23 protein-coding genes and 1 pseudogene are annotated in these 25,708 nt (G+C 69.3%); 5 read left to right on the forward strand and 19 right to left on the reverse strand.

Going from position 1 to position 25,708, the window contains the following annotated elements; translation table 11 throughout:
• Window positions 1-1,353 (reverse strand): chromate efflux transporter, encoded by a 1,353-nt coding sequence (gene chrA / locus AC1VNM_RS05305; RefSeq protein WP_483106106.1) that lies wholly within the window; start codon window positions 1,351-1,353, stop codon window positions 1-3.
• Between the two features lie 113 nt (window positions 1,354-1,466).
• Here chrA and AC1VNM_RS05310 point away from each other — a divergent pair, with 113 nt between their 5' ends.
• Entirely contained in the window at window positions 1,467-1,880 is a 414-nt protein-coding gene (locus AC1VNM_RS05310) for a YfeK family protein (protein WP_483106107.1), read from the forward strand.
• 76 nt (window positions 1,881-1,956) lie between these two features.
• On the opposite strand, the gene ampC is transcribed toward AC1VNM_RS05310, so the two are convergent.
• Both ampC and AC1VNM_RS05320 read right to left on the reverse strand, forming a co-directional pair.
• On the reverse strand, window positions 1,957-3,189 hold the full coding sequence (gene ampC, locus AC1VNM_RS05315) for a class C beta-lactamase (RefSeq protein WP_483106108.1): 1,233 nt from the start codon (window positions 3,187-3,189) through the stop codon (window positions 1,957-1,959).
• Between the two features lie 136 nt (window positions 3,190-3,325).
• Window positions 3,326-4,555, reverse strand: a complete 1,230-nt coding sequence (locus AC1VNM_RS05320) for an esterase-like activity of phytase family protein (protein ID WP_483106109.1) — start codon at window positions 4,553-4,555, stop codon at window positions 3,326-3,328.
• A 137-nt stretch (window positions 4,556-4,692) separates the two neighbouring features.
• Here AC1VNM_RS05320 and AC1VNM_RS05325 point away from each other — a divergent pair, with 137 nt between their 5' ends.
• On the forward strand, window positions 4,693-5,124 hold the full coding sequence (locus AC1VNM_RS05325) for a hypothetical protein (protein ID WP_483106110.1): 432 nt from the start codon (window positions 4,693-4,695) through the stop codon (window positions 5,122-5,124).
• A 37-nt stretch (window positions 5,125-5,161) separates the two neighbouring features.
• Here the strand turns inward: AC1VNM_RS05325 and AC1VNM_RS05330 are convergent, their stop codons facing one another.
• Complete coding sequence (locus tag AC1VNM_RS05330) at window positions 5,162-7,126, reverse strand: T6SS phospholipase effector Tle1-like catalytic domain-containing protein (protein ID WP_483106111.1); 1,965 nt, start codon at window positions 7,124-7,126, stop codon at window positions 5,162-5,164.
• A gap of 154 nt (window positions 7,127-7,280) precedes the next feature.
• On the opposite strand from AC1VNM_RS05330, the gene AC1VNM_RS05335 reads away from it, so the two are divergent.
• Window positions 7,281-9,503 carry a bifunctional diguanylate cyclase/phosphodiesterase gene (locus AC1VNM_RS05335; RefSeq protein WP_377155432.1) on the forward strand — a complete coding sequence of 741 codons (2,223 nt, stop codon included), beginning with the start codon at window positions 7,281-7,283 and terminating at the stop codon, window positions 9,501-9,503.
• Window positions 9,504-9,699: 196 nt separating this feature from the next.
• Window positions 9,700-11,061, forward strand: coding sequence for a sigma 54-interacting transcriptional regulator (locus AC1VNM_RS05340; RefSeq protein ID WP_483106112.1), 1,362 nt, complete (start codon window positions 9,700-9,702; stop codon window positions 11,059-11,061).
• On the opposite strand, the gene AC1VNM_RS05345 is transcribed toward AC1VNM_RS05340, so the two are convergent.
• From AC1VNM_RS05345 to AC1VNM_RS05410, 14 genes and pseudogenes are all read right to left on the reverse strand, one after another.
• Window positions 11,009-11,803, reverse strand: a complete 795-nt coding sequence (locus tag AC1VNM_RS05345) for an amidohydrolase family protein (protein ID WP_377155430.1) — start codon at window positions 11,801-11,803, stop codon at window positions 11,009-11,011. The two genes, AC1VNM_RS05340 and AC1VNM_RS05345, sit on opposite strands and share 53 nt — an antisense overlap.
• Window positions 11,804-11,817: 14 nt before the next feature.
• Window positions 11,818-13,194 (reverse strand): peptidoglycan recognition protein family protein, encoded by a 1,377-nt coding sequence (locus AC1VNM_RS05350; protein WP_483106113.1) that lies wholly within the window; start codon window positions 13,192-13,194, stop codon window positions 11,818-11,820.
• A gap of 24 nt (window positions 13,195-13,218) precedes the next feature.
• Window positions 13,219-14,475, reverse strand: a complete 1,257-nt coding sequence (locus AC1VNM_RS05355) for a hypothetical protein (RefSeq protein ID WP_483106114.1) — start codon at window positions 14,473-14,475, stop codon at window positions 13,219-13,221.
• Window positions 14,472-15,662 (reverse strand): aminotransferase class I/II-fold pyridoxal phosphate-dependent enzyme, encoded by a 1,191-nt coding sequence (locus tag AC1VNM_RS05360; RefSeq protein ID WP_483106115.1) that lies wholly within the window; start codon window positions 15,660-15,662, stop codon window positions 14,472-14,474. The genes AC1VNM_RS05355 and AC1VNM_RS05360 overlap by 4 nt, the downstream gene beginning before the upstream one ends.
• A gap of 13 nt (window positions 15,663-15,675) precedes the next feature.
• Window positions 15,676-17,829, reverse strand: coding sequence for a carboxypeptidase-like regulatory domain-containing protein (locus tag AC1VNM_RS05365; RefSeq protein ID WP_483106116.1), 2,154 nt, complete (start codon window positions 17,827-17,829; stop codon window positions 15,676-15,678).
• On the reverse strand, window positions 17,826-19,148 hold the full coding sequence (locus AC1VNM_RS05370) for a hypothetical protein (RefSeq protein ID WP_483106117.1): 1,323 nt from the start codon (window positions 19,146-19,148) through the stop codon (window positions 17,826-17,828). Before AC1VNM_RS05370 ends, AC1VNM_RS05365 begins: the two co-directional genes overlap by 4 nt.
• A gap of 6 nt (window positions 19,149-19,154) precedes the next feature.
• The gene (locus AC1VNM_RS05375; protein ID WP_483106118.1) at window positions 19,155-20,381 is read right to left on the reverse strand and encodes a hypothetical protein; all 1,227 of its coding nucleotides are present in this window, start codon (window positions 20,379-20,381) and stop codon (window positions 19,155-19,157) included.
• A 191-nt stretch (window positions 20,382-20,572) separates the two neighbouring features.
• On the reverse strand, window positions 20,573-21,223 hold the full coding sequence (locus AC1VNM_RS05380) for a DMP19 family protein (protein ID WP_483106119.1): 651 nt from the start codon (window positions 21,221-21,223) through the stop codon (window positions 20,573-20,575).
• Entirely contained in the window at window positions 21,223-21,702 is a 480-nt protein-coding gene (locus AC1VNM_RS05385; RefSeq protein ID WP_483106120.1) for a hypothetical protein, read from the reverse strand. The genes AC1VNM_RS05380 and AC1VNM_RS05385 overlap by 1 nt, the downstream gene beginning before the upstream one ends.
• Window positions 21,699-22,286 carry a hypothetical protein gene (locus AC1VNM_RS05390; RefSeq protein ID WP_483109353.1) on the reverse strand — a complete coding sequence of 196 codons (588 nt, stop codon included), beginning with the start codon at window positions 22,284-22,286 and terminating at the stop codon, window positions 21,699-21,701. Before AC1VNM_RS05390 ends, AC1VNM_RS05385 begins: the two co-directional genes overlap by 4 nt.
• A gap of 29 nt (window positions 22,287-22,315) precedes the next feature.
• Window positions 22,316-22,681 (reverse strand): annotated as a pseudogene (locus AC1VNM_RS05395) (DUF4365 domain-containing protein); the annotation flags it as partial.
• A 267-nt stretch (window positions 22,682-22,948) separates the two neighbouring features.
• Entirely contained in the window at window positions 22,949-23,422 is a 474-nt protein-coding gene (locus AC1VNM_RS05400) for a hypothetical protein (protein ID WP_483106121.1), read from the reverse strand.
• Window positions 23,419-23,820 carry a nuclear transport factor 2 family protein gene (locus tag AC1VNM_RS05405; RefSeq protein WP_483106122.1) on the reverse strand — a complete coding sequence of 134 codons (402 nt, stop codon included), beginning with the start codon at window positions 23,818-23,820 and terminating at the stop codon, window positions 23,419-23,421. Before AC1VNM_RS05405 ends, AC1VNM_RS05400 begins: the two co-directional genes overlap by 4 nt.
• Before the next feature lie 2 nt (window positions 23,821-23,822).
• Entirely contained in the window at window positions 23,823-24,419 is a 597-nt protein-coding gene (locus AC1VNM_RS05410; protein ID WP_483106123.1) for a nucleotidyltransferase family protein, read from the reverse strand.
• Window positions 24,420-24,593: 174 nt separating this feature from the next.
• Between AC1VNM_RS05410 and AC1VNM_RS05415 the strand changes: the two genes are divergently transcribed.
• Window positions 24,594-25,010 carry a hypothetical protein gene (locus tag AC1VNM_RS05415; protein ID WP_483106124.1) on the forward strand — a complete coding sequence of 139 codons (417 nt, stop codon included), beginning with the start codon at window positions 24,594-24,596 and terminating at the stop codon, window positions 25,008-25,010.
• A gap of 44 nt (window positions 25,011-25,054) precedes the next feature.
• On the opposite strand, the gene AC1VNM_RS05420 is transcribed toward AC1VNM_RS05415, so the two are convergent.
• The gene (locus AC1VNM_RS05420; RefSeq protein WP_483106125.1) at window positions 25,055-25,681 is read right to left on the reverse strand and encodes a hypothetical protein; all 627 of its coding nucleotides are present in this window, start codon (window positions 25,679-25,681) and stop codon (window positions 25,055-25,057) included.
• Window positions 25,682-25,708: the final 27 nt, after the last annotated feature.

Below are 25,708 nucleotides of genomic sequence, written 5' to 3' on the forward strand. Positions count from 1 at the left end.
TCAAGCGCCCATGGCCATCGACCACGCCAGCCCGATCGCCGCGCAGGCGCCGAGCAGGGGGAGCACGCCCCACTTGAGGCGGAACAGCGCGAACGCCGCGGCGGCGGCGATCAGCGCGGACACGGGGTCGAAGCGGCCATGCAGCCCGTCCGGCCAGAACACGTGCCCGGCGAAGAAGCAGGCGAGATTGACGATCACGCCGACGACGGCCGCGGTGATGGCGGTGAGCGGCGCGCTCAGGCGCAGGTTGCCGTGCGTCGACTCGATCAGCGGTCCGCCGGCGAGCACGAGGACGAAGGACGGCAGGAAGGTGAAGAAGGTGACCACGGCGGCCGCGATGGCGCCGGCGAGGAAGGGCGCCTCGGGCCCGAAGGGATGCGTGTTCCAGCCGCCCATGAAACCGACGAAGGCCACCACCATGATCAGCGGGCCGGGCGTGGTCTCACCGAGCGCCAGCCCGTCGATCATCTGAGGCCCGCTGAGCCAGTGATGCTGGTCGACGGCGCCCTGGACCACGTAGGGCAGCACGGCGTAGGCGCCGCCGAAGGTCATCAGCGCAGCCTTCGTGAAGAAGCCGCCCATCCGCGTCAGCACGCCGTCGACGCCGTATAGCAGCACCAGCGCGCCCATCGCGACCGCCCACAGGCCGAGACCGACGCCGAGCACGCCCAGCAGCCGGCGTCGCGTGAAGCGCGCATGCGGGGGCGTGGGCGTGTCGTCGTCGATGAGCGCGGGGCCGTAGCCGCTCCGGGCCGCATGGGGCCCGGCGCCGGAGAACGCCGCCGGCGCCAGGCGCGCGCCGACGGCACCGACGACGCCGGCCGTCAGCACGATCAATGGGAAAGGGGTGTCGAAGGCGAAGATCGCGACGAAGGCCGCGACCGCGATGGCCCACAGCCAGCCGTTCCTGAGCACGCGCCCGCCGATGCGATGCGCCGCATGCAGCACGATCGCCGTCACGGCGGGCTTGATGCCGTAGAACAGCCCGGCGATCACCGGCTGGGTGCCGAAAGCGGCATAGACCCACGACAGCGCGACCAGGATCAGCAGCGACGGCAGGACGAAGAGCCCGCCGGCGACCAGCCCGCCCCAGGTCCGGTGCATCAGCCAGCCGATGTAGGTGGCCAGTTGCTGGGCCTCCGGACCGGGCAGCAGCATGCAGTAGTTGAGGGCATGCAGGAAACGCCCCTCGCTGATCCAGCGGCGCCGTTCGACAAGCTCGGCATGCATGATCGCGATCTGCCCGGCGGGACCGCCGAAGCTGATGAATCCCAGCTTCAGCCAGAAGCGGAAGGCTTCCCGGAATCCGACCGCGGGGGGGCGGTCCGGCGGAGGGGAGACAGGGCGGGTCATGCGGAGATCGAATGGCGGCGGGCCGGACGCGAGGGCCGGGCGATGGCAGCGAAGTGTGCCTCATCAGGCGCCGTGGCAACATCGCGCTTTCCGACGCCACGACGACCTTGCCCATGCGCGCCCCTGTGATCACGATGCTGCTCGCCACTGCGTTGACCGCGACCTTCGCACCCGCCTTCGTCAAGGCCGACCCGCTGCCCCCGGCCGCGAAAGCCGAAGTCGCCGCGTTGCTCGACAAGCTGACCGCGTCGTCCTGCCAGTTCAACCGCAACGGGGACTGGCACTCCGCCGCCGAGGCGAAGACCCACCTCGAGCGCAAGCTGAGCTACCTCGAGGACAAGAACCTCGTGAAGACCGCGGAGCAGTTCATCGACCTCGGCGCGTCCAGGAGCAGCATGAGCGGCAAGCCCTATCTCGTGCGCTGTGGCGGCACGGCGCCGGTCGAGAGCAAGACCTGGCTCACGCGCGAGCTCGCGACCGTGCGCGCCGCGGGGAAGGGCGCCTCGGCGCCTTCGCCCGCGCGCTGAGCTCATCTTGCCGAAGCGCTTGCGCTGAAGCGATCACGCTGAAGTTCTCACGCTGAAGCTGCCCAGCCGAGTCGCTTCAGCGGGTGGTGCTCGCCTGGAGCTTGCCGAGGATCGCGTAGGCCGCGTCCACGCGCTCCGGGATCGGCCAGCTCCGGTTGCCCAGCAGCACGACGCCGATGCGTTGCGTCGGCACGAATACGACGTAGGCGCCGAAGCCGCGCGTCGAGCCGGTCTTGTTGAACAGCCGCGGTCCCGCCGGCGTGTGGTCCAGCGCCTTGACCGCCGTGGTCACGCGCCCCAGCGTGTTGCCCGCCTGGAGCTGCGCCAGCGACACCGGCCACGGGTACTGTTCCCAGCCCAGGCCCTGCGTCATGCCTTCGACCTGGAAGTGGCCGACGTGCGTGGCGTCGACCGCCTGGCGAGTCGTCGCGTCAAGGTCGCCGGGATCGATGTTGACCTGCATGAATCGCACCAGATCCGCCGCCGTCGTCTTGATGCCGTAGGACTCCGCGTCGAACGCGCCCGGCGAGACCCGCACGGCCATGTCCTGGGTCGCCCCCTGGTGCTCGACCTTGTCGTAGCCCGTGGCGTAGTTCGCCATGGCCGCCGTCGGCACCCGCAAGTAGGTCTCGCGCAGGCCGAGCTTGGGCAGCAGGTCCGCTTCGACCGCATCGGCGTAATCGCGCCCCAGCGCCGCGGCCGCAGCGCGGCCGAACAGGCCGATGCTCGGATTCGAATAACGACGCTTCTCCCCTGGCGCGAAGTCGGGCTTCCACTGCTGGAGGTAGCGCAGCATCGACGCCTCGTCGGTCACCGCGTCCGGCACCTGCAGCGTGAGGCCGCCGGCCGTGTAGGTGACGAGGTTCAGCAGCGTCGCGCGGTCGATCGGATGGCCCTTCAGCGCGGGCAGGAAACGGCTGGGGTGGTCCGACAGCTGGAGCTTGCCTGCCACCAGCGCCTTCGCGCCCAGCGTCGCGTTGAAGGTCTTGCTGACGGAGCCGACCTCGAACAGCGTCCTGTCGTCGACCGGCTGGCCGGACTGCTTCGACGCGACGCCGTAGTTGAAGACGAAGGACCGTCCGCCGACCGTCACGCCGACGGCCATGCCGGGGATGTCGTTCCTCGCCATCATCGGGCGGACCGCCGCGTCGACGGCCGCGTGGATCGCCGCGGCATCATGCACGGGGTCACGCACGGGGTCACGCACGGGGTCAGTCGTTGCCTGCGCGGAGAAGAGCGCGAGACCGGACGCGGCGAGCGCCGTCAGTTGTGCCGTCAGTCGCGCCGTGGCGCGTGGAATCCCATGCATCGATGAAGCCTCGTTGGAATCGTTGGAATCGGTCCGCGCGAGATGCGCGGCGTTCAACCCGGACCATAGAGGCTGCCGCCCTCCGGCTGAAGGCGAAAGGCGCGTTACGGGCGGTCGCCGTAACGCGCCCCTGATCTCAAGGCTGGACTTCGAAGACCAGCATCTGGTTGCGGTCCGTCAGCGAGTCCGCCGTCGGGAAGTTGTCGTCGGCGACGACGACCAGGCTGCGCTTGCCGTTGGGCAGCTTCGGCCCGAAGGTCATGCCTTCGAGGTTGGCGATGCCGCCGAGCTGCGTCTTCAGCGTCTCGAAGTCCAGCACCAGCTTCTTGCTCACCGGCGTCGCGCCGGTCAGCGAGGGTGCCGTCAGCACGTTGGTCGCGTTGGCGGTGTCGATCTCGTAGAGCCGCACCTGGTTGCCGATCACGCCGACCGAGAAGCTGCGCTCCAGCACCAGGAAACGCGTCGCCGACAGCGCCAGGATCTCCGTCGGACCGTTGACCGTGAACTGGTCGGCCGGCACCGGCGTGGCCTGCACCTTCTCGATCGGATAGACGTACTGCGCGTTGGCCACGCCGCTCGCGCGATCGAAGCGCGTCAGGCGCGACGCGCTGCCCGCCGCCGGCGTCGGTGTGGCGCCGTCCTGGATCAGCGCGCCTTCCATCAGCACCCAGGCCGACTGGGCGTCGGGCGAGAAGCTCAGGCCCTCGAAGACCAGGTTGCCGCGCGGGCCGGTCTCCTGCGCGCTCATCTGGAACATCGCCGGCAGGGTGTACTCGCGCACGTGGCCGCCCTGCGGCGAGATCTCGCGGATGAAGGGGTTGATCACGCGCGGCGGCGTACTCGTCAGCGTGCGGTCGCCCTCGCTGAGCCAGACCCAGTTGCCGGTGACCGGATCCACGCGGACCGACTCCGGATCCGCGACCTTCGCGTCCGGCACTTTGGGATAGACGCTGCCGTCCGGCTGCTTCATCGTCACCACGCCGGTGAAGCTCACCGCGCTGAAGGTGTTCGCGTCGAAGCTCAGCTTGGCGGTGTAGAGGCGGGGCGCGCCGGCGGAGTCCGTCGTCGTGCGGTCGTCGCTGATCAGCACGTAGGTGTCGGTCTTGGGGTCGTAGTCGACGCCGGACAGCCCGCCGACGACCGTGCCCGCGTAGTCCATCCGGCGCGGCAGCACCTGCTGGCCGATCAGGCGCAGGCTGGAGACGGTGATGTTGTTGTTGCCGTTGATGGGCTCGCCGGCGTCGTCGTCGCTGCCGCCGCAGGCGGCCAGCGCTGCGGTCGCCACCAGCAGCGGCACGAGGCCGCGGGTCGCGGAGAGGGAGCAAGCGATGGAACGGCGGAAGGACGGCGTCGAGGTGAAGGACATGACAGCGATGGAGGTCGTGATGCGTGTCATGTTCGTTGCGCAAGGTTGCGCCGAGGTGACAGGCCGTCGCTATCATTCGCACCCGCCGCGCCGCATCATTTCGAAACACATGGCCGGCCGATCAGGGAGAAGAAGTCATGCGAGCCGTGCTGCTCATCATCGTTGTCGCCATCCTGGGTGTCGTCGGCTGGAAGAAGCGCGACGAGATCCCGTTCCTGCGCGATGCCGCGCGGCAGGTCGAGCGCCAGGCAGACAAGGTCGAGATTCCCAAGAACCCCTTCGCCGAGAGCCCGCCCGTCACGGCGGATGACCCGCGGACGAATCCCATCCCCGGCCGCGCGCGCCGCTGCCTGGTCAACGGCAGCGTGCTCTACACCAACGATGCCTGCCCGGCCGGCAGCACCGAGCAGCAGGTCAAGGGCGGCACGATCACCGTCATGCCGGCCTACAAGGCGCCGCCGGCACCCGCGTCGGCCGGCTCCGGCATCCCCAACGCCCGCGACCTGCTCAAGCCCAAGGGCGGCACGCTGAAGGACCAGGCGCACGAGAAGGCGATGGAAGGCCTTTGAGGCCTCGGCGCCTGCCTCGGACGAGGTCCGCGCAGGGTCAGGTCTTGCGTCCCACCTTGCCGACCGTCTTGACCGGCAGCACCGCCAGCAGCACGCGGCCCACGCCGAAGACGGCGATGCCGAGGCCCCACGCGAGGAGCTTCACCAGCGAGCAGGCGCTCATCGCCAGCAGCGCCACGCCGGCGAGGCGGGGCATGCCGAGGGTGTCGATCGCGACCGCGGCCAGCGTCGACAGGTCTTCCAGCGCGTCGGCGCCGAAGGCCAGCGCCGGCAGCCAGCCGATGCCCAGCAGCAGCCGTGACCGCGACTCGCCCGGGTGGCGCCATCCCGCCATCCACGTGAACACGCGCGACGCGAGCCGCGACAGCAGGTAGGCCGCCGCCAGCAGGAAGAGCAGGTCCCCCGCGAGGCCCCAGAAGATGCCCGCGCGGTTCTGGCGGATCCAGTCGAGGTGATCGGGCCAGCCGTGGACCACGACGTGGACCAGGAAGCCCGCCTGGTGGCGAGCGAACTCCCACGGCGCCACGGCGCTGCGCATCAGGCACTCCCACCAGCCGCCCGGCGCCGGCAGCCTCGACTGCAGGAAGGGCAGCTGCTGCAGGTTCCAGCCGGAGAGCAGCAGGAAGGCCGCGCCCGCGAGGACCGCGAACAGCAGCCACGGCAGCGACCGCCGCTCGTCCCAGACGCTGGGGCCGTGGAACGGCGCGGGCGGCGACTCGGGCGCCACGTCGACCGGGATCTTCTGCCTGCCCTTGGGGATGCGGACGACCTCCGTCGTCATGCGCCGCACTGTCATGCCGGCGAGCGCCCAGAACGGCGTGTCGTGGAGCGCGTCGTGGCGCAGCGGCAGCGTGCCCACGAAGGACTCCGGCAGCGGCATGCCGAAGGCATCGCTGCCGGCGGGCAGGCTGGACAGCGGCGGGACGCCGAGCTCGGCCGCCACCTCGTTGACCATCCACACCATCGACGCATCGGGCAGGCCGGTGCGGCCGTGGGGATAGCGGCGGCTCTCCGCCGATTGCGCCGGATAGCTGCCGCCGACGTCGCAATGCACGCCCGGGAACCAGAGCTGGCGCAACGTGCGCACGATCGGGCGATTGAAGCGGTCGACCCCGGGCACGTCGACGCGGCTCGGCGAGTCGTAGACCCGCGGCAGGAAGGGCCAGCGGTGCTCGTCGAAGGCCAGCGCGTGGCGGACGTTGAGCATGTGCCGCTTGTCCGCGAAGGTCGCCGTGGCCGGGTTGTCGCGCGAGCCGAAGGGCGGCAGGCCGACCGATTCGACGGTGTCCCAGACGCCGACCCAGAAGACGTCCGCGGGCCGCGCGAAGTTGCGCCGGACCTGCTCCGCGAGCCGGTTGCGCGTGGCCGCGGTCGCCTCCTCGCCGCCCTGGGCGCCGCGCGCGCCTTCCTGGCCCGGTCTGGCGAACCCGCGGTGGACGAAGCGCGCCAGCGAGCGCCGCCAGTTCTTGCGGCCCTCGGCCTGCTCCTCGATCGGCGGCTGCGAGAAATAGATCCGGACCAGCGTCGGGATCAGCTCCTCGTGCTCGGGGCGCAGGATGCCGAAGAGGTTGACCATGCCGACGATCGCGCGCGCCGTGAACGCGCCCCGCGAGAAGCCGAAGCAGAAGATGCGGTCGTCGATGCGCTCGTCGAAGTGGCGCATCAGGAAGCGGTAGCCCTCGCCGATGTTGTCGTAGACGCCCTGGCCCGAGGCCAGCCCGGCGATGCGCGCCCAGCGGCGCTTGATCAGGTCGATGAGCCCGGTGGGCGGCGCCGAGTCGGGCGAGCCGACGCCGGGGTCGTAGTACAGCAGCGAGTCGATGGCCGGCCGCCGGCTGCGCAGGTAGCCGAACAGCTTGAGGACGTTGGTGTCCTCGATCCCACCGGTCAGCGTGTTGTTCGTGCCGTCGCAGAACAGCACGAGGTTGCGCTTGCGGAGGTCGACGCCGCCACCGCTGCCGCTGTCGCTGTCGCTGCCGGCGCCAGTCGTGCTCGTGTCCATGGCCATCCCCCCTCTGTGCTTCTTCTGTCGAAACCGGAAGGCTAGGACGGAAGGGCCAGGCGGTCATCCCCGAATGTGGGGACTCGGGAAAACACAGGGCCCGGGGGACCGGTGCGGCTGTTGGACGACGTCCGGCTGAGGCACCATTCAGGGCATGCCGCTTTCCGATCCGCAACACCTCGTCGACGGCGCCGTGCGCCGCCGGCGCCGCATGACGGCCTGGCTGATCGGCGCCAACCTCACCGTCGCGCTGGTGCTGGGCGCGCTCGTGGCGCATGTGCTGGTCACGTCCCATCGCGCGTATGCGGCGCAGGCGCGCGATGTCTCCGAGGGCCTGGCCGCCGTGGCGCAACTCAACGTCGCGGCCGAGATGGGCCGCGTCGACGCGGTGCTGCGCGCGACCGCCGGCGAGATGGAACGGCTGCTCGAAGCGCCGGGCGGCGCCTCCGACGCGGTGCTGAACGAGGTGCTCCACGCGCGCTTCGGCCTGCTCTTCGGCATCGAGGCCCTGCGCGCCGCCGACGCGTCCGGGCAGGTGCGCTGGGGCACGCGCCTGCCGGCCGACGCGCCGGCGTGGATCTCCGATCGCGACTTCTTCATCAAGGCCCGCGACCTCTCGAAGCCGCTGACGCAGGTCACCGGGCCGCTGGTCTCGCGGGTGTCCGGCAACTGGGTGATCGGCTTCGGACGGCCGCTGGTGGTGCGCAACCGGTTCGCGGGCGTCCTGTACGTGACCGTGGGCGTCGATCATTTCCGGCATCTCTTCGAACGCTACGACCTCGCGCCGCTCGACGCGATGACGCTGCGCCGCGACGACCTGCGCCTGGTCGCGCGCATGGCGCCGGGCAGCCCGGCGCAGGGCGGCATCGGCGAGACGCAGGTCTCCGACAAGCTGCGCGAGATGCAGGCCGCGCAGCCGCGCCAGGGGACCTTCGTGTCGACGGTGACGATCGACGGGCAGAACCGCACCAGCGCGTACCGCGCGCTGGACGACTGGCCCTTCGTCGTCTACGCCGGGGTGAACAACGAGCGCTTCTTCAAGCCCTGGCGCCAGCAGGCCTGGACGGTGGCCTCGCTGGCGGTGCTGGCCTGGCTGCTGGTGGCGCTGGCGGCGTGGCAGGTCCATCGCGTGACGCGGCGGCAGGATGGCGCGATGCAGGCGCTGGCCGATCAGGGCAAGCGGATCCAGGCGCTGATGCGCGTCTCGGCCGACGGCATCCACATCGTCAACCGGCAGGGACGGCTGGTGGAGTTCAGCGACGCCTTCGCGGAAATGCTGAAGTCCACGCGCGCGTCGCTGCTGGGGCGGCACATCTCGAGCTGGGATGCCAACCAGGACGAGGCCGCGATCACGCGCTGGCTTGCCGGGGTCAAGGCCGGGGACCGGCAGCGCGTCGACGTGCAGCACCGGCGCGACGACGGCGAGGTGATCGACGTGGAACTGCAGCTGAGCGTCACCGAGATCGGCGGGGAACTGATGGTGTTCTCCTCGGGCCGCGACGTCACGCAGCAGCGGCGGCTGTTGCGCGAGCAGGCGGCGATGCTCGAGAGCGACCTGGTCGGCATGGCCAGGATCTCGCGCCGCACGATCAGCTGGCGCAACCGCGCGCTGGAGCGGCTGCTCGGTTACGGGCCCGGTGAGCTGCAGGGCGTGTCGGCGCGGGTGTTCTATTGGGACGACGCGCAGTTCGAAGAGGTGGGTCGGCAGGTCTACGCGGCCTTGGCCGAGCACGGCTACTACCGCTCGCAGATCCGGATGCGGAGCAAGACCGGCGAGGCGGTGTGGGTGGACTTCGGCGCGGTGCCCTTGTCGGACACGGAGATCTTTGCGATGGCGGTCGACATCACCGCGATGAAGGCGGCGCACGAGGACCTGGCGCACGCGGCCTTCCACGACGCGCTGACGCAGCTGCCCAACCGCGTGCTGCTGTACGACCGGATCGAGCAGGCCCTGGCGCTGGCGCGGCGCGAGCGCCAGCAGGTGGCGGTCTGCTACCTGGACCTGGATGGCTTCAAGGCGGTCAACGACGCGCAGGGGCACGACGCGGGCGACCAGTTGCTGCAGACGGTGGCGGCGCGCCTGACGGCGGGCATCCGCCCGCTGGACACGGTCGCGCGGCTGGGCGGCGACGAGTTCGTCCTGGTCCTGACCTGCATCGAGGACGGGGAATGGCGCACGGTGCTGGCGCGCGTCATCGACGCGATCGGCGAGCCGATCGTGTTGTCGTCCGGGGCGAAGGTGGCGGTGGGCGTCACCGCGGGGGTCGCGGTGTTCTCGCCGGACGACACCGTCGGCGCGCACGAGCTCATCGAGCGCGCGGACCACGAGATGCTGCGGGGGAAGCGCGATGGGAAGGGGCGGGTGAGGGCAGGGTGATGGCCGGTTGAGGGCCGGTTGAGGGCCGGTTGAGCGCGGGGTGAGGAAGCATCTCGTTGCATCGCGAGGTTAGGGATGTCGCGCACGACGACAGAACCTAGACTGACTCGGACGTGATCGCGGTTCAGGCCTCTCGGACGGGAATGGGAAGGTCGCCGGTTACGAATCGGACAAGACATTCCTTTGGGGGGAGCAATTGGCGCCATCGGCCTGGATCGCCTTTACCGGGTCGTGCGACGCCGGTCTGCATGAGCGCTGCGTCTCGCTGCTCACGCGCGCGGGCATCGCCGTGAGCGCTTCAGCACCCGAGGACGGCGCGGCGCTGGGCCTGGTCGTCTTCGGCGCGTGCGACGACGAGGTCCTCACCTTGCTGCGACGACATGGCGACAGCGCCCTGGTGCTGGCGATCTGCGTCGGCGCCGAGGCGCTGTCGAGCGCGGTGCAGTGGCACCTCGTCCATGCCGGCGCGCGCGATGTGCTGCAGTGGCCCGAGCTGCCCGCGACGGCCGACGAGATCAGCGCGCGGCTGCAGCAGTGGCTCCGTGTCGACGCCCTGGTCGATTCGCCGGCGGTCGCGTCCTGCCTGGTCGGCACCAGCCCGGCGTGGCGGCGCTCGATGCGCAGCGTGATCGAGGCGACGGTCTCCACCTCGTCGTCGGTGCTGATCACCGGCGAGAGCGGCACCGGCAAGGAGTTGATCGCCCGGCTGATCCACGACCTCGACCCGCGTCCCGACAAGGGCGAGTTCGTCGTCGTCGACTGCACGACCTTGTCGCCCGAGCTGTCCGGCAGCGAGTTCTTCGGCCATGAGCGCGGCGCCTTCACCGGCGCGGTGGGATCGCGCGAGGGCGCCTTCGCGCTGGCGCACAAGGGCACGCTGTTCCTCGATGAGGTCGGCGAGCTGCCGTGCGAGTTGCAGGCCCGGCTGCTGCGCGCGGTGCAGGAGCGCCAGTACAAGCGCGTGGGCAGCAACACCTGGCAGCACAGCGATCTGCGCCTGGTCTCGGCCACCCACCGCGACCTGGAGCGCGGCATCGCCGAGGGCAGCTTCCGCGCGGACTTCTACTACCGCATCGCCGGCTGGCGGTGCCGCACGCTGCCGCTGCGCGAGCGCAAGGACGACGTGCTGCCGCTGGCGCTGCATTTCATGCGCGAGCTGCTCCCGTCGCAGGCCGAGCTCACCATCGACCCGGCGGTGCGCGAGTTCCTGATCGCGCGCGACTACCCCGGCAACGTGCGCGACCTGCGCCAACTGGTCACGCGCATCTGCCAACGCCATTGCGGCCGCGGGGCGATCACGGTCGGCGACATTCCGCCGGAAGACCACACGATGCCCGGCGCGCCGCCGCTGTGGCCGGACAACAGCTTCCGATCGGCCATCCGCTCGGCGGTGCAACTGGGCATCGGCATGAAGGACATCAGCCAGCGCGCCACCGAACTGGCGGTGGAGATGGCGCTGGAGTGCGAAGAGGGCAACCTGCAGCGCGCCGCGACGCGGCTCGGCGTCACCGACCGAGCCTTGCAGATCCGGCGCGCCAGTCAGCGGGCGCTGGTGTGAACGCGGCGCGCCGCCGCGCCCGCGCGGTCAGGCGCAGCAGATTGCCGCCGGTGACCAGCGCCTCGTCGGACGCGGACAGGCCCAGCGCGCGCACCTTGGCCAGCTCGACGCCGGGATGCAGCCACGGGCCGTCGCTGCCGAACAGCAGCTTGTGCGCGCCGGCGCGCCGCACGGCCTCGGCCAGCAGGTCGAAGCGGCGCACGCCGGAGGTGTCGGCGTGGATGTTGGCGTGGCGGACCAACGGATCGATCAGCGCGCGCTGCGCGCGCCAGTCGTCGGAGAAGCTGCCCAGGTGCGGCACGATGAAATCGACATCCGGGAACTCCTGCGCGAGCAGCTCCGCCTGCGCCACCTCGCCGACCACGTCGTAGAGCACCGGCAGCGCGTGCTCGCGCGCCGCCTCGCAGACCTCGCGCGAGATGTTGGCATCGTGGCGGTGCAGCTTGATGCCGACGAAGCCGTGGTCCTCGACGCCGATGCGCACCAGCTCGCCGATGCGGCCGCGATCGCGCGCCGCGTGCACGAAGACGAAACCGATCCAGCGCTCCGGCTGCGCGGCCACGATGCGCGCGACCTCGGCATTCGCCCGCCCGTAGTCGGAGTGGAAGGCCGCGAAGATCACCGTGCGCCCGATGCCGGCCTGCGCGGCGCGCCGGGCGTAGTCGCGCAGCGGCGCGCCGCTGTCCCACGGGCCGGTGAAGCCGTCGCCGGGGCCGGCGTGGCAGTGGCAGTCGATGATCATGGGGATGCTCGTCGTCAAGCCGGGCCGATCTGCTCGAACTCCCAACGCACGCCGCGCGGCAGCACCAGCTGACCCGGCGGCATCGGGTCGAAGGGTTTCGGATCGATCGGTGTCTTGCGCAGGGCTCGTGTCATCGCGGTCTGCAGCTGCGGCGGCAGCACGTTGACGATCTTCACGGGACCGCGGGTCATCGACGGCTTGAAGGGCAACTGCGCATCCGTGAGGTCGTCGGAGCGGCGCAGCAAGCGCGCCAGTGCGAGCTCGACCATGCGCACCACGCCGGCCACGCCGTGCGCGCCGCGGTGGCCGTGCACCTTGGCCAGGTAGTACTGCAGCTTCGGGTGGGCGCGGTTCAGCGCGATGTGCGCCGGATCGCCCATGCGCCGCGCGAAGGTGTCGCTCATGCCGACCTTCAGGATCTTCGGCTTCGCGTCGGCCACGCCGGCCGCGGCAGGCTCGAACGCGATGTACACGCCGCCGAAGCCCGTGAACGAGCTGCCGGCCCGCACGATCTGCGCCCGCGAGTAGGACTTCGGCAGCCAGCTCAGCCGCGCGTTCAGCGGGCCGAAGGCGCTTTCCTGTTCGGCCTGCTGTTCGCCTTCCTGTTCCCCCTCGCCCTCACCGAACTCACCGGCGCCGAACTCACCGGCGCCGACGCCGCCGAACTCGGCCTCCTTCACCGGCGCGCTGCGGCCCCAGGTGCGCCACAGGTCGGGGATCGCGTTGCCGTCGCCGACCTTGAAGCCCGACCCGCCGTCGCTGAGCTTCAGCGTGTCGACGGCCCATTGCCCGACGTGGTACCAGATGTCGGGACCGGGGTCGTTCTCGCGCGAGGCACTGCTCTGGCGGTGCGCCAGGATCGTCTTCAACCCGATCTTCGCGACGAGGTAGCGCACCAGCCGGCGGCCGGCTTCCAGCTGCGCCGGCGTGACCTGGTCGCGGCCGTACTTGTCGCCCTGCCACCACTTGCCCTTGGTGTTGGGAAAGTTGCCCGCGAACTCCACCGCCACGCTGCCGTGGTTGAAGCCGTTGCTGGCCCAGACCATCGCGAGCTCCGGATGCAGCTGCAGGATGCGGCCGTCGGCCATGATCGCGAAGTGCGAGCCGATCTTCAGGTAGTCCGTCAGCGCGTTCTTGCGGTTGCGGCAGCAGGCCATCTGGTGCAGCACCAGCGCTTTCACCTGCGCGGCCGGGCGCATGCCGTGGCGGTTGCTCTTGTCGGCCTTGTCGGTCAGGTCGATGATGCCGGCGCCGGCCGCGCTCGCGGCGCCCGCCGCACCCGCCAGCGTGCCGGCGATCTGGCCCGCGACCTGTCCGATGCGGCTGCCGATGCCGCCGATCACGTCGCCCAGGCCCCATTCGCCGACGATCTCGAATTCACGCGTGTCCATGTGCGTCTCCCGGTGGATGGCTGATCAGACGCCGTGCAGCACCAGCGTCGAGCCGCGACGCGTCCAGCGGCCGCCGTTGCGCGTGCCCGAACCGCCCGATGTGCCGGGCCGGCCCGGCAGCGCACGGCCGCTGAAGTGCGGCAGGTGCTGCTGCGCGGCGGCGGCCACGGCGGCTTCGAACTCCGCCGGCGCCGTGCCGTCGGTGGCCTGCTGTGCGGCCGTGCCGGCGATGCGCACGAAGCGGCGCGCCATCTCGAACTCGCGGTCCTCCAGCTCCAGGCCTTCGAACTCCATCTCCAACGCCGAGCTCACCGCGCTGCCCAGCGCCGTGCCCAGCGCGGTGCCGACCCCCGGGATCGGGATCATCGACCCGAGCGCGCCGCCGACGAAGGGCAGCGCCTTCTTGGCCACCGCCTTCAACACGCCCGAGAAGGGCTTGGCGATCTTGCCGACCGTGCCCGCGACCTTCTTGACACCCTTCCACAGCTTGCCGAGGAACTGCTCGAGTTCGGCCTCGCTGGACACCGACAGCAGCTCGGCGGCGAGGGCGATCTCCTCGGCCTCGCTGAACGGCGAGCCGCTACCGCGTCCGTATTCGCCCTGGCCTTCGTATTCGCCTTCGTATTCGCCTTCGTACTCGCCTTCGTACTCGCCTTCGAACTGGCTCTCGTGGGGGCCTTCGTAAGGGCCTTCGTACTGGCCCTCGTATTGCCCTTCGTATTGACCCTCGTACTCGCCTTCGCCTTCGTACGCCCCCTCGAATTCACCTCCACCTTCCGCGGCGAACTCGAAGGTCTCCTGGGCGCCCCCGCATCGGGGGCAGTTGCAACGGATCGGATGCATGGTCATCTCCTCGCTGGGGGCATCGGGCGCCGCTGCGGGACCGGGGTCGGCGGCAGCAGCAGGGGCGGGTTCAGGTGGCGCGTACGGCGGCACATCGGGCGGCGCATAGGGCGACGCCAGGCACTGCTGCATGCAGCGCTGGTAGCGCGATCCGGGGCCGCCCCAGGCCGGCCACGGCGTGGGATCCCAGGCGGGGCCGCCATAGCGCCCCCAGGGCGACGAGCGCGAGGGCCGCGACGCATGCGATGGCGGCCGTTGCTGTGAACGCTGCGGGGATCGTTGTGGCGATCGCCGTTGCGACGACGGAGAGCGGCGCTGCGAGCCACCGTAGCGCGAGCCGCCGGAGCGGCCGCCCCGGTAGCCGCGCTCGAACTCCTCGGACGCGGTCTCGAATTCGTTGCCGGTGGACAGCAACTCGAAGGATGTCGTGGGATTCATGGAGCCTCCGCAAGGAAGGGGTGGAAGGGCCGCCGCAACGCCGCCAGGGCCTGCATCAGCGCCTGCACGGCGCGCTCGATGCAGGCCGCGGTGTGCGCCGCGGTGATCACGAAACTCAGCCGTGCCTGCGCCTGCGATCGCGATGGCGACGGCCCACGCGACTGCGGACGCCACTGCGTGTGCGACGCCGGATGAGACAGCGGACGCGACGGCGCCGCCACGCCTCCGGCGTGCAGGACGGTGCGGACTTGCCGCTGCAGCAGCGCGGCGTGCAGCGCCGGCATGTCGATGCCGGGCAGCGGCGCGAGCGACTGCACCGGGAAATCGCCGCCCATGCAACGCAAGCGCAGCGCGGCGAGCCGGCCGCGGAACTCCCCCACGCGCTGCATCAGCCGCGTGCGCAGCGCGTCGCCGAAGCGGCCGTTCAGCGCCAGCGCGTGGCGTGCTGCCTCGATCACCGCCAACGTCGGCGGGCTGGTGTGGACGCGCGTCTCGCTGCGGGTTTCGAACCAGCGCAGCGTCGCGCTGCTGCCGGAGAGCACCGCCATCGGCACGCCGAAGCCCTTGGCGAGCGATGCGCCGACGATCACCGGCGCGCCCTCGAGGCCGTGCAGGCGCACCGAGCCGCCGCCCGCCGGCCCGAGCACGCCGAGCGCCTGCGTGTCGTCGAGCACCAGGCAGCCGCCGTGGCGCGCGGCCGTCGCGGCGTAGCGGGCGATCGGCGACTGCTGCTCGCGGCCCGGACGGAAGCCGTCGCAGACGATGAGCAGGCGCGGACCCGCGCCGTCGGTCTCCGCGGACCTGGCGGCCTGGATGGCCCGGGCGGCGCCGGCGGCGAGGCGTTCAAGGCCGTCCGCATCCGACGCCGCGAAACCGTGCACCGTCGCACCGCGTGCGGCGGCGCGCTCGATGCCCCAGCGCGCGATGGCGTAGGTGCCGTCCTCCACGCAGATCACGGTGCCAGGTCTTGCCAGCAGGCCGAACAGGTCCCAGAACAGGTGCAGCGTCGACGGCAGCAGCGTGGCCGCCTCGCAGCCCTGCAGCGCCGCCAGCTCGCGCGCCACCGCCTCGGCGCCCGGCGGCGCCTGCAGCGCCGCGGGCCGGCCCAGGCTCAGGGCCGGCCAGTTCCGGGCGCTGCCTTCCGCGTGGCGCAGCCCCAGGTACAGGGACGAGGTGAAGTCGAGCATGACCGCGACTCCGTCAGGCGTTGCGCTGCTGCTGGGCCAGCCGACGCTGCATCAGCAGCGAGGGCAGCATCGCGTCGGCGCTCGGATCGGCGGTCTCGCTGCTCAGGTCGATGCCGGTGGCCGCCCGGTAGGCATGGATGTAGCCCTGGATCTGCGGCCGCCAGTAGCGGGCGAAGTTGAAGGCCGGGGTCGGCTCGAAGACCTCGCTCCAGTTGCCGACGCGGATCGCCAGCATCACCTGCTCGCCGAAGATCGCCAGGTTGCGGAAGTGCACGACGCTGGTGTCGGTCCAGCCCTGCAGCTTCTTCATCGCATCGACGCGGTCCATCCACGGCTCGGGGTAGGCCACCATGATGCGGCTGGGCAGGAACTCGCGGAACTCGGGCCGCCCGAGCAGCCATTGCTGCATCAGCATCTCGATGCGCGCGGTGGTCGCCAGCTCGCCGAAGTTGTTGTGCGCGCCCTGCGACATCACCAGGTGCACCTCCTTGAGCGCGTTCAGCACCGGGAAGGCGTCGGCCTTGACCGTGGTGTCGTCGTCCTGCTTGTAGAACGCCGTCAGCAGCCGCAGCAGGTGGTGGAAGCCTTCGAGGAACTGCGAGCGCGAGTCGGCGATCCGGAAGTCCTTCACCGCCTTGCCGCGCAGCGTCAGGCCGTACTGGTGGGCGTACTCGGCGTTGCGGCGGTTCACGGTGAGCCGGTGCTGCTCGTCCTGCGTGTAGCCCCACAGCAGGCTGTTGAGCGGCCGCAGCGGATCGATCTCGAGGTTGGCGAGCGGGTCGGGCGTGGTCGGCGAGCCGCGGTTCTGGAAGCGCCGCGTCACCGCGTTCATCGTCTGCACGAGCATCGCTTCCTCATGCCAGTACGACCAGATCAGCTCGATCAGGCAGGGGTTGGCCAGCTTGTCGTGCACGAAGCCGACGGCCAGGTTCGCGCCGTCGGGGTTGCCCTCGATGATCGGGATGTCGGGCAGCTTGCGCGCCACCAGCGCCAGGTAGGGCAGCAGGCCCCCGGGCTGTTCGAGGTAGTCGTCGAAGCTGCCGCGCGCGTCGTCGAAGGCCGGCAGGTCGCGCCGGTCCAGGTAGGCGTTGTCGTGGCGCGGGCGGAAGGCCCGGTCGTGTTCGCCGCCTTGCAGCACGCCGCAGTTGACCATCACGAAGGCCTCGGTCGCGGCCTTCAGCACCCGGTACGAGTCGCTGTCGTTGAAGGGCAGGAAGCGCTTCAGCGAGAGCTTCTCGAACGCCTCCTTCTCGGCTTCGAAGCCGCGTCCGGCGTTGCCGCTTCCGCCGCCGTGGCCGAAGCCGCCGCGGTCGCCGTCGCGGTCGCCGTTACGGTCGTTGTGGCGGTCGTTGTGGCGGTCGCCGTGGCGCGGACCGTGCCGCCGGCCGCCGAACAGCACGTCCATGAAGCGCAGGTAGTGGTTGAAGCCCAGCGCATCGGTGCCGTTGCGGATGGCCAGCCACAGCGCCATGTCGTCGGTCGGCTCGGTCCCGGTGCGGCTGAGGGCGATGCCGAGCTGACCGGAGACCGGCTGCGTCGGCACCGACGCGGCGTGGCCGGAGTGGGCCAGCGTCAGCACGGCCGGCGGCTGCCCCGCGGCGGCGCCCAGCGCCGGGGAGCGCAGCTCGTAGACGAAGTCGACGCGGCCGGCGCGCGACACGGGGGTGGAGAAACTGGTGAAGCTGCCGTCGTGCGACAGCCCGGTCGAACCGTGCGGCGGCACGACGTGCAGCTGCGGATTGACGGTGTGGTTGACCGTGGCCTTCAGGTAGTCGCCGACCTGGGGCGGGCGGCAGTCCAGCGTCTCGCAGTCGCGCGTCATCCAGCGCGCTTCCAGCTGGGCGCAGAACTCCGGTTCCAGGTCTTGCCTGCTGGTGCCGCCGTCGCCGACGGTGAAGCGGGCCGAGTAGGTCCGCGGGTGGTGCAGGAAGCCGAGCACGTACTCGCCCGGTGCGACGTCGTCGAAGCACAGGTGGCCGTCGCCGTCGCTGCGCTTGAGCAGCAGCACCTGCTCGTCGGCCGGGTGGGACCCGGCGGCGAGCCCGGTGGTGTGGAACAGGCCGACCTGGGCCTGGGCGATCGGACGGTGCGCGCCGCCGCTGTCGCGCACCCGGACCTCGATCGAGGACCGGCGATCGGTATCGTGGTCGTGATGGTGCTTGCTCATGAGGGTTCTCCTTCGGTGACAGTGAAGCTGCGGCCCTGCGCCGCGGCGCAGGCTTGCGTGGTGTCCAGCGTGCTGGCGAGCGCCCAGTGCGTGAGCAGCTTGCCCAGCAGCAGCGATTCGTCCTCGGGGCTGAGCCGGCCGTCGCAGCGCGCCTGGCCGATGACCGCGAAGACGAGCGACGGCGGCGCCCGGTACATCAGCGCCGGCACCCGGGTCCAGAGCCGGAACAGCGCCGAGAGCCGCGCCGGACGCCGCTCGGCCACGTCCAGCACCTGGGCCAGCGTGCGGCCGCGCAGCGCCGCGGGGCGGTGCTGCACGAGCACGCTGACGAAGGCCGGCATCAGCGCCTGCAGGCGATCCAGCAGGCGCAGCGACTCGGTGTCCAGGCCGCGGGTCGGATAGAAGGCTTCCCACATCGCCGCGAGGCGCGCCCACTGCGGATGCGGGTAGAGCGCGTCGCCCATCGCGCAGCTGAGCTTCACGCGCAGCCAGGGGACGGGGTGCGGGTCGTCGACGTTGATGCGGAAGACGAAGGCGCGCGGCAGGCTGACCACGGCCATCAGCCCGGTCGGCGCGGCCACGCCGATGCGCGCGACGGACCAGAAGTCGGCCACGATCTCGCTGATCCAGCGTTCGTACAGGCCCCATGCCACGGCGCCGTCGCCGGCGCCTTGCTGCAGCCCGCGCAGCACCGGCCGCAGCGAGTCGACCAACCCGAGCAGCGCCGCCGCCTGATGACCGACCTCGTGCACGAGCGACGAGGCGATGCCGCTGCCGATCATGCGTTCGCGCGGCACGCGGATCACGGCCACGGGGCTGGTGCCGCCGCCGGGCAGCCGGGTGCGCGCGCGGCGGATGGCTGCGCCGGGGCCGCGGTCGAGGTAGCAGATCACCGGCGGCGCGCGGTAGTAGCCGCCGCGCAGCGCGAGCGCATCGGCCGACAGCACGTCCAGCCCGGACAGCCAGACGCCGCTCTCGCTTTCGCTGCGCTGCGTGACGACGTCGCTGAAGAGGTCGAACTGCGTCAGCACGGCGTTGAACTTGAGCCGCAGGTAGGCGAAGCGGCGTTGTGCCTCGGCGGCGCTGGCGCGTTGCGCGGCGCCGCTGTCGAGCCAGCCCATGAAGCCGTGGACCAGGCGGCGCAGCTCGCGCCGGCCGGCGATCAGATGGCCTTCAATCGCGCTCTGCGCGGCCGGCAGCAGGTTGGCCGCGGGCACCATCGGCTCGACCAGCGCGAAGGGCTTGACCCGCGCCAGCCGCGTCAGCAGCGCACGCGATTCCTGCATCAGGAACCACGCGGGATAGGTGCCGATGGCCATGGTGGTTCACGCGCCGAAGATGACGATGCGATGGCCGCGGCGCACCCAGCGGCCGCTGGTGGCGGCGCCCGGGCGTGCGGCGGTCGGCGGGGTGGTGGCGGCGGACGCGCCGCCGGTGAGCAGGCCCGGCGCGTGCTGCTTCGCGGCGGCGACGGCGGCCTGCTGCGCGACGGCGCGCGGGTCCGCGTTGGGCGGCGCGGAGGCGGCCTGCGCGGCGGTCTGCGCGGCCAGACGCACGAACTGCTTGGCGCCTTCGAATTCGCGGTCCTCGCCGGCCATCTCGGCTTCGAGGCCGAGCGCATTGCTGGCGGCGTTGGCCAGCCCGCTGCCGATCTTGGCGCCGAGCGGCCCGCCGAAGTAGGTGCCGATGGCGGTGCCGGCCATGGGCAGGGCCTTCTTGGCCACGCCCTTGAGCACGCCGCCGACGGCCTGCCCGATGGGGGAGCGCGCGAAGGAGCCGACGGCCTTGGTTGCGCGGCTGACGAGGTCGCCGAGGAAGCGGTCGAGCTCACCTTCGTTGGCCACGGACAGCAACTCGCCGGCGAGCTCGAGTTCTTCGGCCTCGCTGAAGGCGCCGGATTCCGTCGACCACTCGTTCTCTCCGAATTCGAACTGCTCGTTCTCGTACTCCATCTGGGTGCGGTCGATGTCGTGCATGGTGGGCTCCTGGTTGCGGTGGGGTGAGGAAAGGAGGCCGGGGGCGTGATGGCGCGCGGCCAGTGCGAAGGCGTCCCGGGCCGCCCGCTGCGGTGAGGGCGGGAAGGGCGCGGACAGGCGGGCAGGGGCGGTGACGAGATGGCGCACGGCGTCGGCGGACAGGCGCACGAAGTTGCGCGCGAGCTCGAACTCCTTGTCCTCGGGGCTGAGGCCCTCGAGTTCGAGGCCCGCGGCGCGCGTCGCGGCGGCGAGGGGCTGGTTGCCGCGCGGGCAGCCGGTGCAGGGGAGGACGCGGGCGGCGCTCTGGAGCAGCGCGCCTTGCAACGCACGCGCCGCGGCGGGATCGACGGACGTGCCGAGCTGGCGGGACGTGCGGGCGATCAGATGGTTCAGCGAAGCGGCCAGCGCGGGCGCGGTTCGCGCCTCCAGCAACTGCGCGGCGAGCTCCAGCACCTGGCCTTCGTTGAACACGCCGGCCGAGGCCGGCGTGCGCTGCGCGACGGCGGCCAGCGGACCTGGCGAGGTGCCTTCCTGAGCCTCGGTCTCGGGGCTGTAGTCGACCAGTGGATGCGACATGGGGCGGTGCTCCTTGCCTCATCTTTTGCAAGCACCGTGCCACTGCGCGGGGACGTGGATCTACCTGGGTGAGGGCCTCAAAAGCGGCGATGGCGGCGAAGCGCGATTCGCTTTTCGGCGTGGAGAGGGCTTCATGGCCGAAAGGACGTTCGTCCGTGGCCGTCTGGCGCGTGCGGCGTCGGCCGCGGCGATCACTCGCGGAACTGCTCGATGTTGCGCTTCAGGTACTCGACGCGCAGGGCGGAGAACCTCATCGCCAGTTCCATGAACGGCTTGTCGAAGGCGTTCAGCGGCGAACCCTTGTAGGAGTCCGAAAAGGCCTGCAGGGAGCCTTGCGCCTTGAAAGGGGCGCGTCGCGGGCTGTCCTGGTCCGCGACGCGCCGCACTTGCTCGAACAGGGTGGCGGCTTCGTCCGCGCCGATGGTCCGCAAGGCGGCCGGCACTTGGGGTGCGGATTCGCCTGAGCTGTTCCAGAAGAACTGGTTGAGGCCGCCATCGGCGACCTCGGCTTCGACGATGAATGAGACGTGGAAGATCTGGAATCCGCGCGGCAGGGAAGCCAGCGGCTTCGGTTCGCCGATCTTTCCGTAGATGCGGTCTTCGATGTACGCGATCACGGCGGCATCGAGCTTGTCATCGGGGATGGCGCGCCACGCGTCGTCGTTGAGCGTCGTCACGCGCGGGCGACGTGCTTCCTCTTCGCGGCCCTGCCGTTCGATCTCCTGCAGCGCCTGGCGCAGTTCGGGCGACATCGCGCTTTGAGAGGCGGGCGTGGACGGTGGGGTTGGCGTGCAGGCCGTGGCGCAGAGCAGCACGGCGACGGTGAGCACGGTGGATCGCATCAGGGCCAACGGTGGAACCTCGAAGTTTTTCTGAACCACGACGCGACAGAGGCCAGTCCGATGGCGCCCGCAAGCACGGCGGCACAGAAGTGAAACCAGAACCAGGTGCTCCGCGCTGCTTCGATGTCGGCGAGTGTTGCGACCGGTCGGCCGTCGGCTTCCAGCTCCCACAGGGTGGGCGGACGGTCGGTGTGAACGGCATATCGGACCTTTGCCGTGCGGGACGTCTGGATGGTGGACCAGACGCGTTCCATGTCCGGATCGGGGCGCCGATAGGTCAAGGTGAGGGGCGGGTGTCCAACGTGAATCCTGAAACCTGTCAGCAGGCCCGCCTCGCGGAGCGGCTCCTTGTCGACGATGAAGCCGCTCTCGATTTCCAGATCCTGCGGCGCTCGCGAGTCGACCATGAAGGTCATCGCGAAGAACAGCACGCAGAGCATCAGGTTCACGGCGGGAAGGAGGATGGGCTTCGGCTTCATGGAGGGGGCGGGACTGCCGAAGGAGGGACAGTTCGAGCGTCGGAGACCTTTCTATTGGTCCCAACCGCGTTTGCCCCCGATCCGAGCGTGTCACCTTGCTCATAGAAGAAGATCGACTCGCCTCCAGTGCCCAGTTCACTCAATGGAGGGGTCTCCTTGAGCTGAAGGAGCAATGGAACGTACTCAATGCGAAGACCAGGAATGGTAGGAGGAACTGGCAGCGTTTTCAGGTGGTGGGGCGATTCGCTTACAAAGCCGAGAAGTACGTTCTGGTAATCAAACCTGGAGTGATTGACCTGCGCCGCTTTGATGAATTGAGAAACTTCTTCTTGATTGAATCCATCCACGTCTGCCAGGACATAGTCAATCATGAAGAAGTCCTCGTCCAAGTGGCCAAGCATGGCAAACCACCAGTAGTCCTCCGGACTGGCAAATATCGATGCCAACCGCATGCGGTGCTCAAATCTCCATCCGATCCAATCACGAAGCGCGAGTTCGATGAGATCCTTTCTCTGCAGTCCTGCCGCCAACGCTTGCAGCGCAGTGGCGGTTGAGTCACCCAACACATTGGCCTTGTCCACCATGAGACTCCAGCCCTTCTCGTGGAACGAGACCTTTCGCATCTCAACGTCTCCCACCAGCAGACGTTTGTTTTCGGGTCGCAGATGATGATTGCGACAGGGGTTGCGTAGTCGGCCCAATAGCGGAGGTGCTGGTAGTCGCCGCGGTAAGTGATGGCAGTGCCGTCCTGCTCTTTCAAGTAGGAGGGGCCACACTTGATCTGGACTGAAATCAGTCGACCATGGCTTTCGCCCTTGTCTTGCCGGATTTCAATCTCGCCATCGATTCCGATGTCTGTCGTGGGTTTTTCCCTGAAGATCCACTTCAAGTCTTGGTGAACCTTCAAGCCCACGAGATGAACCCCCGTCCTGCCTTGTTGTTCGCTATCGGACGCGACAGGGTATTTGCTTTCAGTCATCAGTTCTCCTCGGGGCACGCCTGCAGCAACTGTGCCGTCGCGCGTCCGCAGTCGCAAGGTGTCCGTTGTTTCGAACAGCCTTCGCGCACGAAGCGGATGCCACCGTAGCCGCAACACAGGTTGGGCGGGCGCGTATCGATCCCAGGGATGGGCGACGCGTTGCTCATGAGACGAGAGGGTCTGTGCTGATCGGGCGGCAGCCTATCACCAGGCTCATGGCCGTCATTTCGATGAATCGAAGTCTGAGGAACTGTCAGTCGATCAGGGTCAACGGCGAAACTTCGAATTCTTCCTGAACCACGACGCGACTGAGGTCAGCCCGATGCCGCCCGCGAACACGGCGGCGCCGAAGTGCAGCCAGAACGAGGTGCTCCGTGCGGCCTCGACCTGCGCCACGGTGGCGACCGGCTTGCCGTCGGCGTCCAGGGACCACAAGGTGGGTTGGTCATCGACATGTGCGTGGAAGCGGACCCGCACCGCGCGTGCGGCCTGGATCGTCGACCAGGCGCGCGCCACGTCCGGGTCCGGGTACTGGTAGGTGAACGTGACGCTCGGGTGACCGATCCGCAGCTTGAACCCGGTGAGTTGCTTGCGGGTGTAGATCGGCTCCCTGTCGACGACGACGCCGCTGATGAATTGGAGGTCCTCCGGCGGCTGCCTCTCGATCGTGAACGCCTTCGCGAAGATGAGCGCGGACAGCAGCAGACTGCCGATGGAGAGTGCGATGGCGCGCAGCTTCATGGCGTGATGGCCGGGACGGCCGTTGCCTTGGACCACACGGCCATCCAACCGGCCGCGCGTCGCTCGTAGACGTCCATGTGCCAGCAGTCGACGACCTTGCCCGACGGGAAGCTCAGTCGCGCGCGGTAGCGGATGACCGCGAGGTCCGCGGACGCGCGGACTTGCATGTCGCTGTGTTCCCAGCCGGTGTAGAAGGGCGCCTCGGCGATGAGCCCGAGGTACTTGTCGCGGCTGAACAAGCGGCCCGCCGGCGTGATGAGCTCGTACTCCGGCGCGTGCAGCGATTCGATGACCGGCATGTCGCGCTCGACGATGGCGCGCGTGCGGCGGATCTCGAGGGCGGGGAAGAAGTCCTCGGGTTGGAGGGCGTTGGGGAGGTCTTCGCTGCGGGTGCTCATCATCAGCTCTCGATAACGACGCGAGGCCACCGTTCGTTGTAGCGTTTCGCGGCCGTCCTGTCCTTGAAGTTCTGGGCGCTGGCCCGGGTCGGATTGTGGCGGACCACCATCTTGAACAAATCGTTCAGACCCCATGGTGCGATCACGTGAACCTGATCATCCCCGTCCAACCAGACGCCGACGGAGGTCACGAACTCGGGCCAGGTGCCGACCGCTTCATGAAGAGAGGTGAGGGGCGCAACAGGATGTCCGAAGTACGTCTCGAACCAGAGGTGCACGGCCGCCTGATTCGTCACTTCCCACGGCACTTCTGGCAAGCGTGCCGATAGGGCGTCCTGGAACTTGGCCTCAAGCTCGGGGCTCAGGTTGTCGGCATCAAAGAATGCGACATCCACGTCCGATAGGGCGGACGGCTCGCGGTGTCCGCTGAGAGCGTCCCACACCAGATTGCGGATGGCGCCCGCTCCGATGCACCACGAGGACAGATGCAGGGAGCGTACTGCGCGCAAGGCGCTCATCATCCAGGGACTGTCGTTGACGAGATGGATCAGTCGCTCGGTGTTTTGCATGTCGTTGAGGTCGGCGGTCCGTCCGCTCATGGACGGCCTGACCGGCGATTTTCTCCTGCTCCAAGTATCGGAAGAAATTTGGTTCGGACTGTGTTGCCGCGTGGTCGCTGGCTCTGACGGTACAGCCGCTGGCCATGGCACCTCGTTTGCTCACCTGTCTTGCATCCGGGTCAACCAGCGACACCGAGCTCAAGAAGCACCAGAATGATCATCATGAAGTTGACGGCAGGCGCGATCGTCGTGTCGTCCTTGGCATTGACGGGCTGCGACCGCGCTGGCGCGCCGACATCGGCATCGACTTCGCCAACCCAAGCCGCGTCGGTCCCTGCATCATCAACACCTGACACCGCGCCATCCTGGTTGGGTCGCTGGAACGGTCCGGAAGGCACCTACCTTCAACTGAACGCCGCCGGCGACGCGAGCTACGAAATCCGCATCAAGGACCTGGATGCGGAGCGGACGTTCAAGGGCGTCGGCAAGGACGGTGTCATCTACTTCGAGCGAGACGGGAAGCAGGAGTCCATCAAAGCTACCGATGGCAATGCCACGGGCATGAAATGGCTTGCGGGCAAGTCCAGGTGCCTGACGCTGCATCCTGGCGAGGGCTACTGTCGGGATTGAGCTGCCGGCGCTCCCGCCTTGCGCTGCGATAGGCTCGTCTGAGGTCAGTCCGCCGCACCGTACAGCCAACTCACTTCGGCGAGACGACCGTTCTCGAACCGGAAGAAGACGTCACTCAGCGCCTCGCCCCTGATCTGGAAAAGGAACAGGTCCGAACTGATCGCGCTGGGTGCTCCCAGTACCTGCCGGACGCGCGCCATGGAGTCACCCATCTTCAGCCGGGATGGCAGAACGAAGGCCCTGGACCGTGTCGACATTGAATCCAGGATTCGCTTGCCATCCGGTCCGACCCAGAAGCTGGCTCTGAACGAATCGAACACGGCATCGTGCCGCCGGCTTTCGCTGCCGTCCGCCAGGGCCTCTACCGATACGTCGTCCTTCCGCGGCGTTGTCATTCTGTACCGATCGAAGTAGCGCTCGGCGTAGTCGAACAGCCGCTTTGCCGTCTCACTGGCCTGTCTTTCGTCTCGCTCAGATGCCACAACCAAAGGATCATCGCGAAGTGCTTCGGCGTGTACTGGAAATGCAAACAAGGGCAATGCCTCCGCGAGCATCAGAAGAAGACGTTGCAGCCGCTTCACGACGAGGTAGGCCTTCGCTTCTGGCTTCACGCGCTCAAGCCAAGGACTTCTAAGCGCGCTGCCCGGGTCAAAGAAGTAGCGCTTGTTCATTGAAGGCATTGCGTGCGACAGCGTCGA

Source organism: Mitsuaria sp. MSU3D, assembly GCF_056867975.1.

Coding starts and splice junctions, on each gene's coding strand:
- chrA (WP_483106106.1), bottom strand. CDS start 1,353: ATGACCCGCCCTGTCTCCCCTCCGCCGGACCGCCCCCCCGCGGTCGGA.
- AC1VNM_RS05310 (WP_483106107.1), top strand. CDS start 1,467: ATGCGCGCCCCTGTGATCACGATGCTGCTCGCCACTGCGTTGACCGCG.
- ampC (WP_483106108.1), bottom strand. CDS start 3,189: ATGCATGGGATTCCACGCGCCACGGCGCGACTGACGGCACAACTGACG.
- AC1VNM_RS05320 (WP_483106109.1), bottom strand. CDS start 4,555: ATGTCCTTCACCTCGACGCCGTCCTTCCGCCGTTCCATCGCTTGCTCC.
- AC1VNM_RS05325 (WP_483106110.1), top strand. CDS start 4,693: ATGCGAGCCGTGCTGCTCATCATCGTTGTCGCCATCCTGGGTGTCGTC.
- AC1VNM_RS05330 (WP_483106111.1), bottom strand. CDS start 7,126: ATGGACACGAGCACGACTGGCGCCGGCAGCGACAGCGACAGCGGCAGC.
- AC1VNM_RS05335 (WP_377155432.1), top strand. CDS start 7,281: ATGCCGCTTTCCGATCCGCAACACCTCGTCGACGGCGCCGTGCGCCGC.
- AC1VNM_RS05345 (WP_377155430.1), bottom strand. CDS start 11,803: ATGATCATCGACTGCCACTGCCACGCCGGCCCCGGCGACGGCTTCACC.
- AC1VNM_RS05350 (WP_483106113.1), bottom strand. CDS start 13,194: ATGGACACGCGTGAATTCGAGATCGTCGGCGAATGGGGCCTGGGCGAC.
- AC1VNM_RS05355 (WP_483106114.1), bottom strand. CDS start 14,475: ATGAATCCCACGACATCCTTCGAGTTGCTGTCCACCGGCAACGAATTC.
- AC1VNM_RS05360 (WP_483106115.1), bottom strand. CDS start 15,662: ATGCTCGACTTCACCTCGTCCCTGTACCTGGGGCTGCGCCACGCGGAA.
- AC1VNM_RS05365 (WP_483106116.1), bottom strand. CDS start 17,829: ATGAGCAAGCACCATCACGACCACGATACCGATCGCCGGTCCTCGATC.
- AC1VNM_RS05370 (WP_483106117.1), bottom strand. CDS start 19,148: ATGGCCATCGGCACCTATCCCGCGTGGTTCCTGATGCAGGAATCGCGT.
- AC1VNM_RS05375 (WP_483106118.1), bottom strand. CDS start 20,381: ATGTCGCATCCACTGGTCGACTACAGCCCCGAGACCGAGGCTCAGGAA.
- AC1VNM_RS05380 (WP_483106119.1), bottom strand. CDS start 21,223: ATGCGATCCACCGTGCTCACCGTCGCCGTGCTGCTCTGCGCCACGGCC.
- AC1VNM_RS05385 (WP_483106120.1), bottom strand. CDS start 21,702: ATGAAGCCGAAGCCCATCCTCCTTCCCGCCGTGAACCTGATGCTCTGC.
- AC1VNM_RS05390 (WP_483109353.1), bottom strand. CDS start 22,286: ATGGTGGACAAGGCCAATGTGTTGGGTGACTCAACCGCCACTGCGCTG.
- AC1VNM_RS05400 (WP_483106121.1), bottom strand. CDS start 23,422: ATGAAGCTGCGCGCCATCGCACTCTCCATCGGCAGTCTGCTGCTGTCC.
- AC1VNM_RS05405 (WP_483106122.1), bottom strand. CDS start 23,820: ATGAGCACCCGCAGCGAAGACCTCCCCAACGCCCTCCAACCCGAGGAC.
- AC1VNM_RS05410 (WP_483106123.1), bottom strand. CDS start 24,419: ATGAGCGGACGGACCGCCGACCTCAACGACATGCAAAACACCGAGCGA.
- AC1VNM_RS05415 (WP_483106124.1), top strand. CDS start 24,594: ATGATCATCATGAAGTTGACGGCAGGCGCGATCGTCGTGTCGTCCTTG.
- AC1VNM_RS05420 (WP_483106125.1), bottom strand. CDS start 25,681: ATGAACAAGCGCTACTTCTTTGACCCGGGCAGCGCGCTTAGAAGTCCT.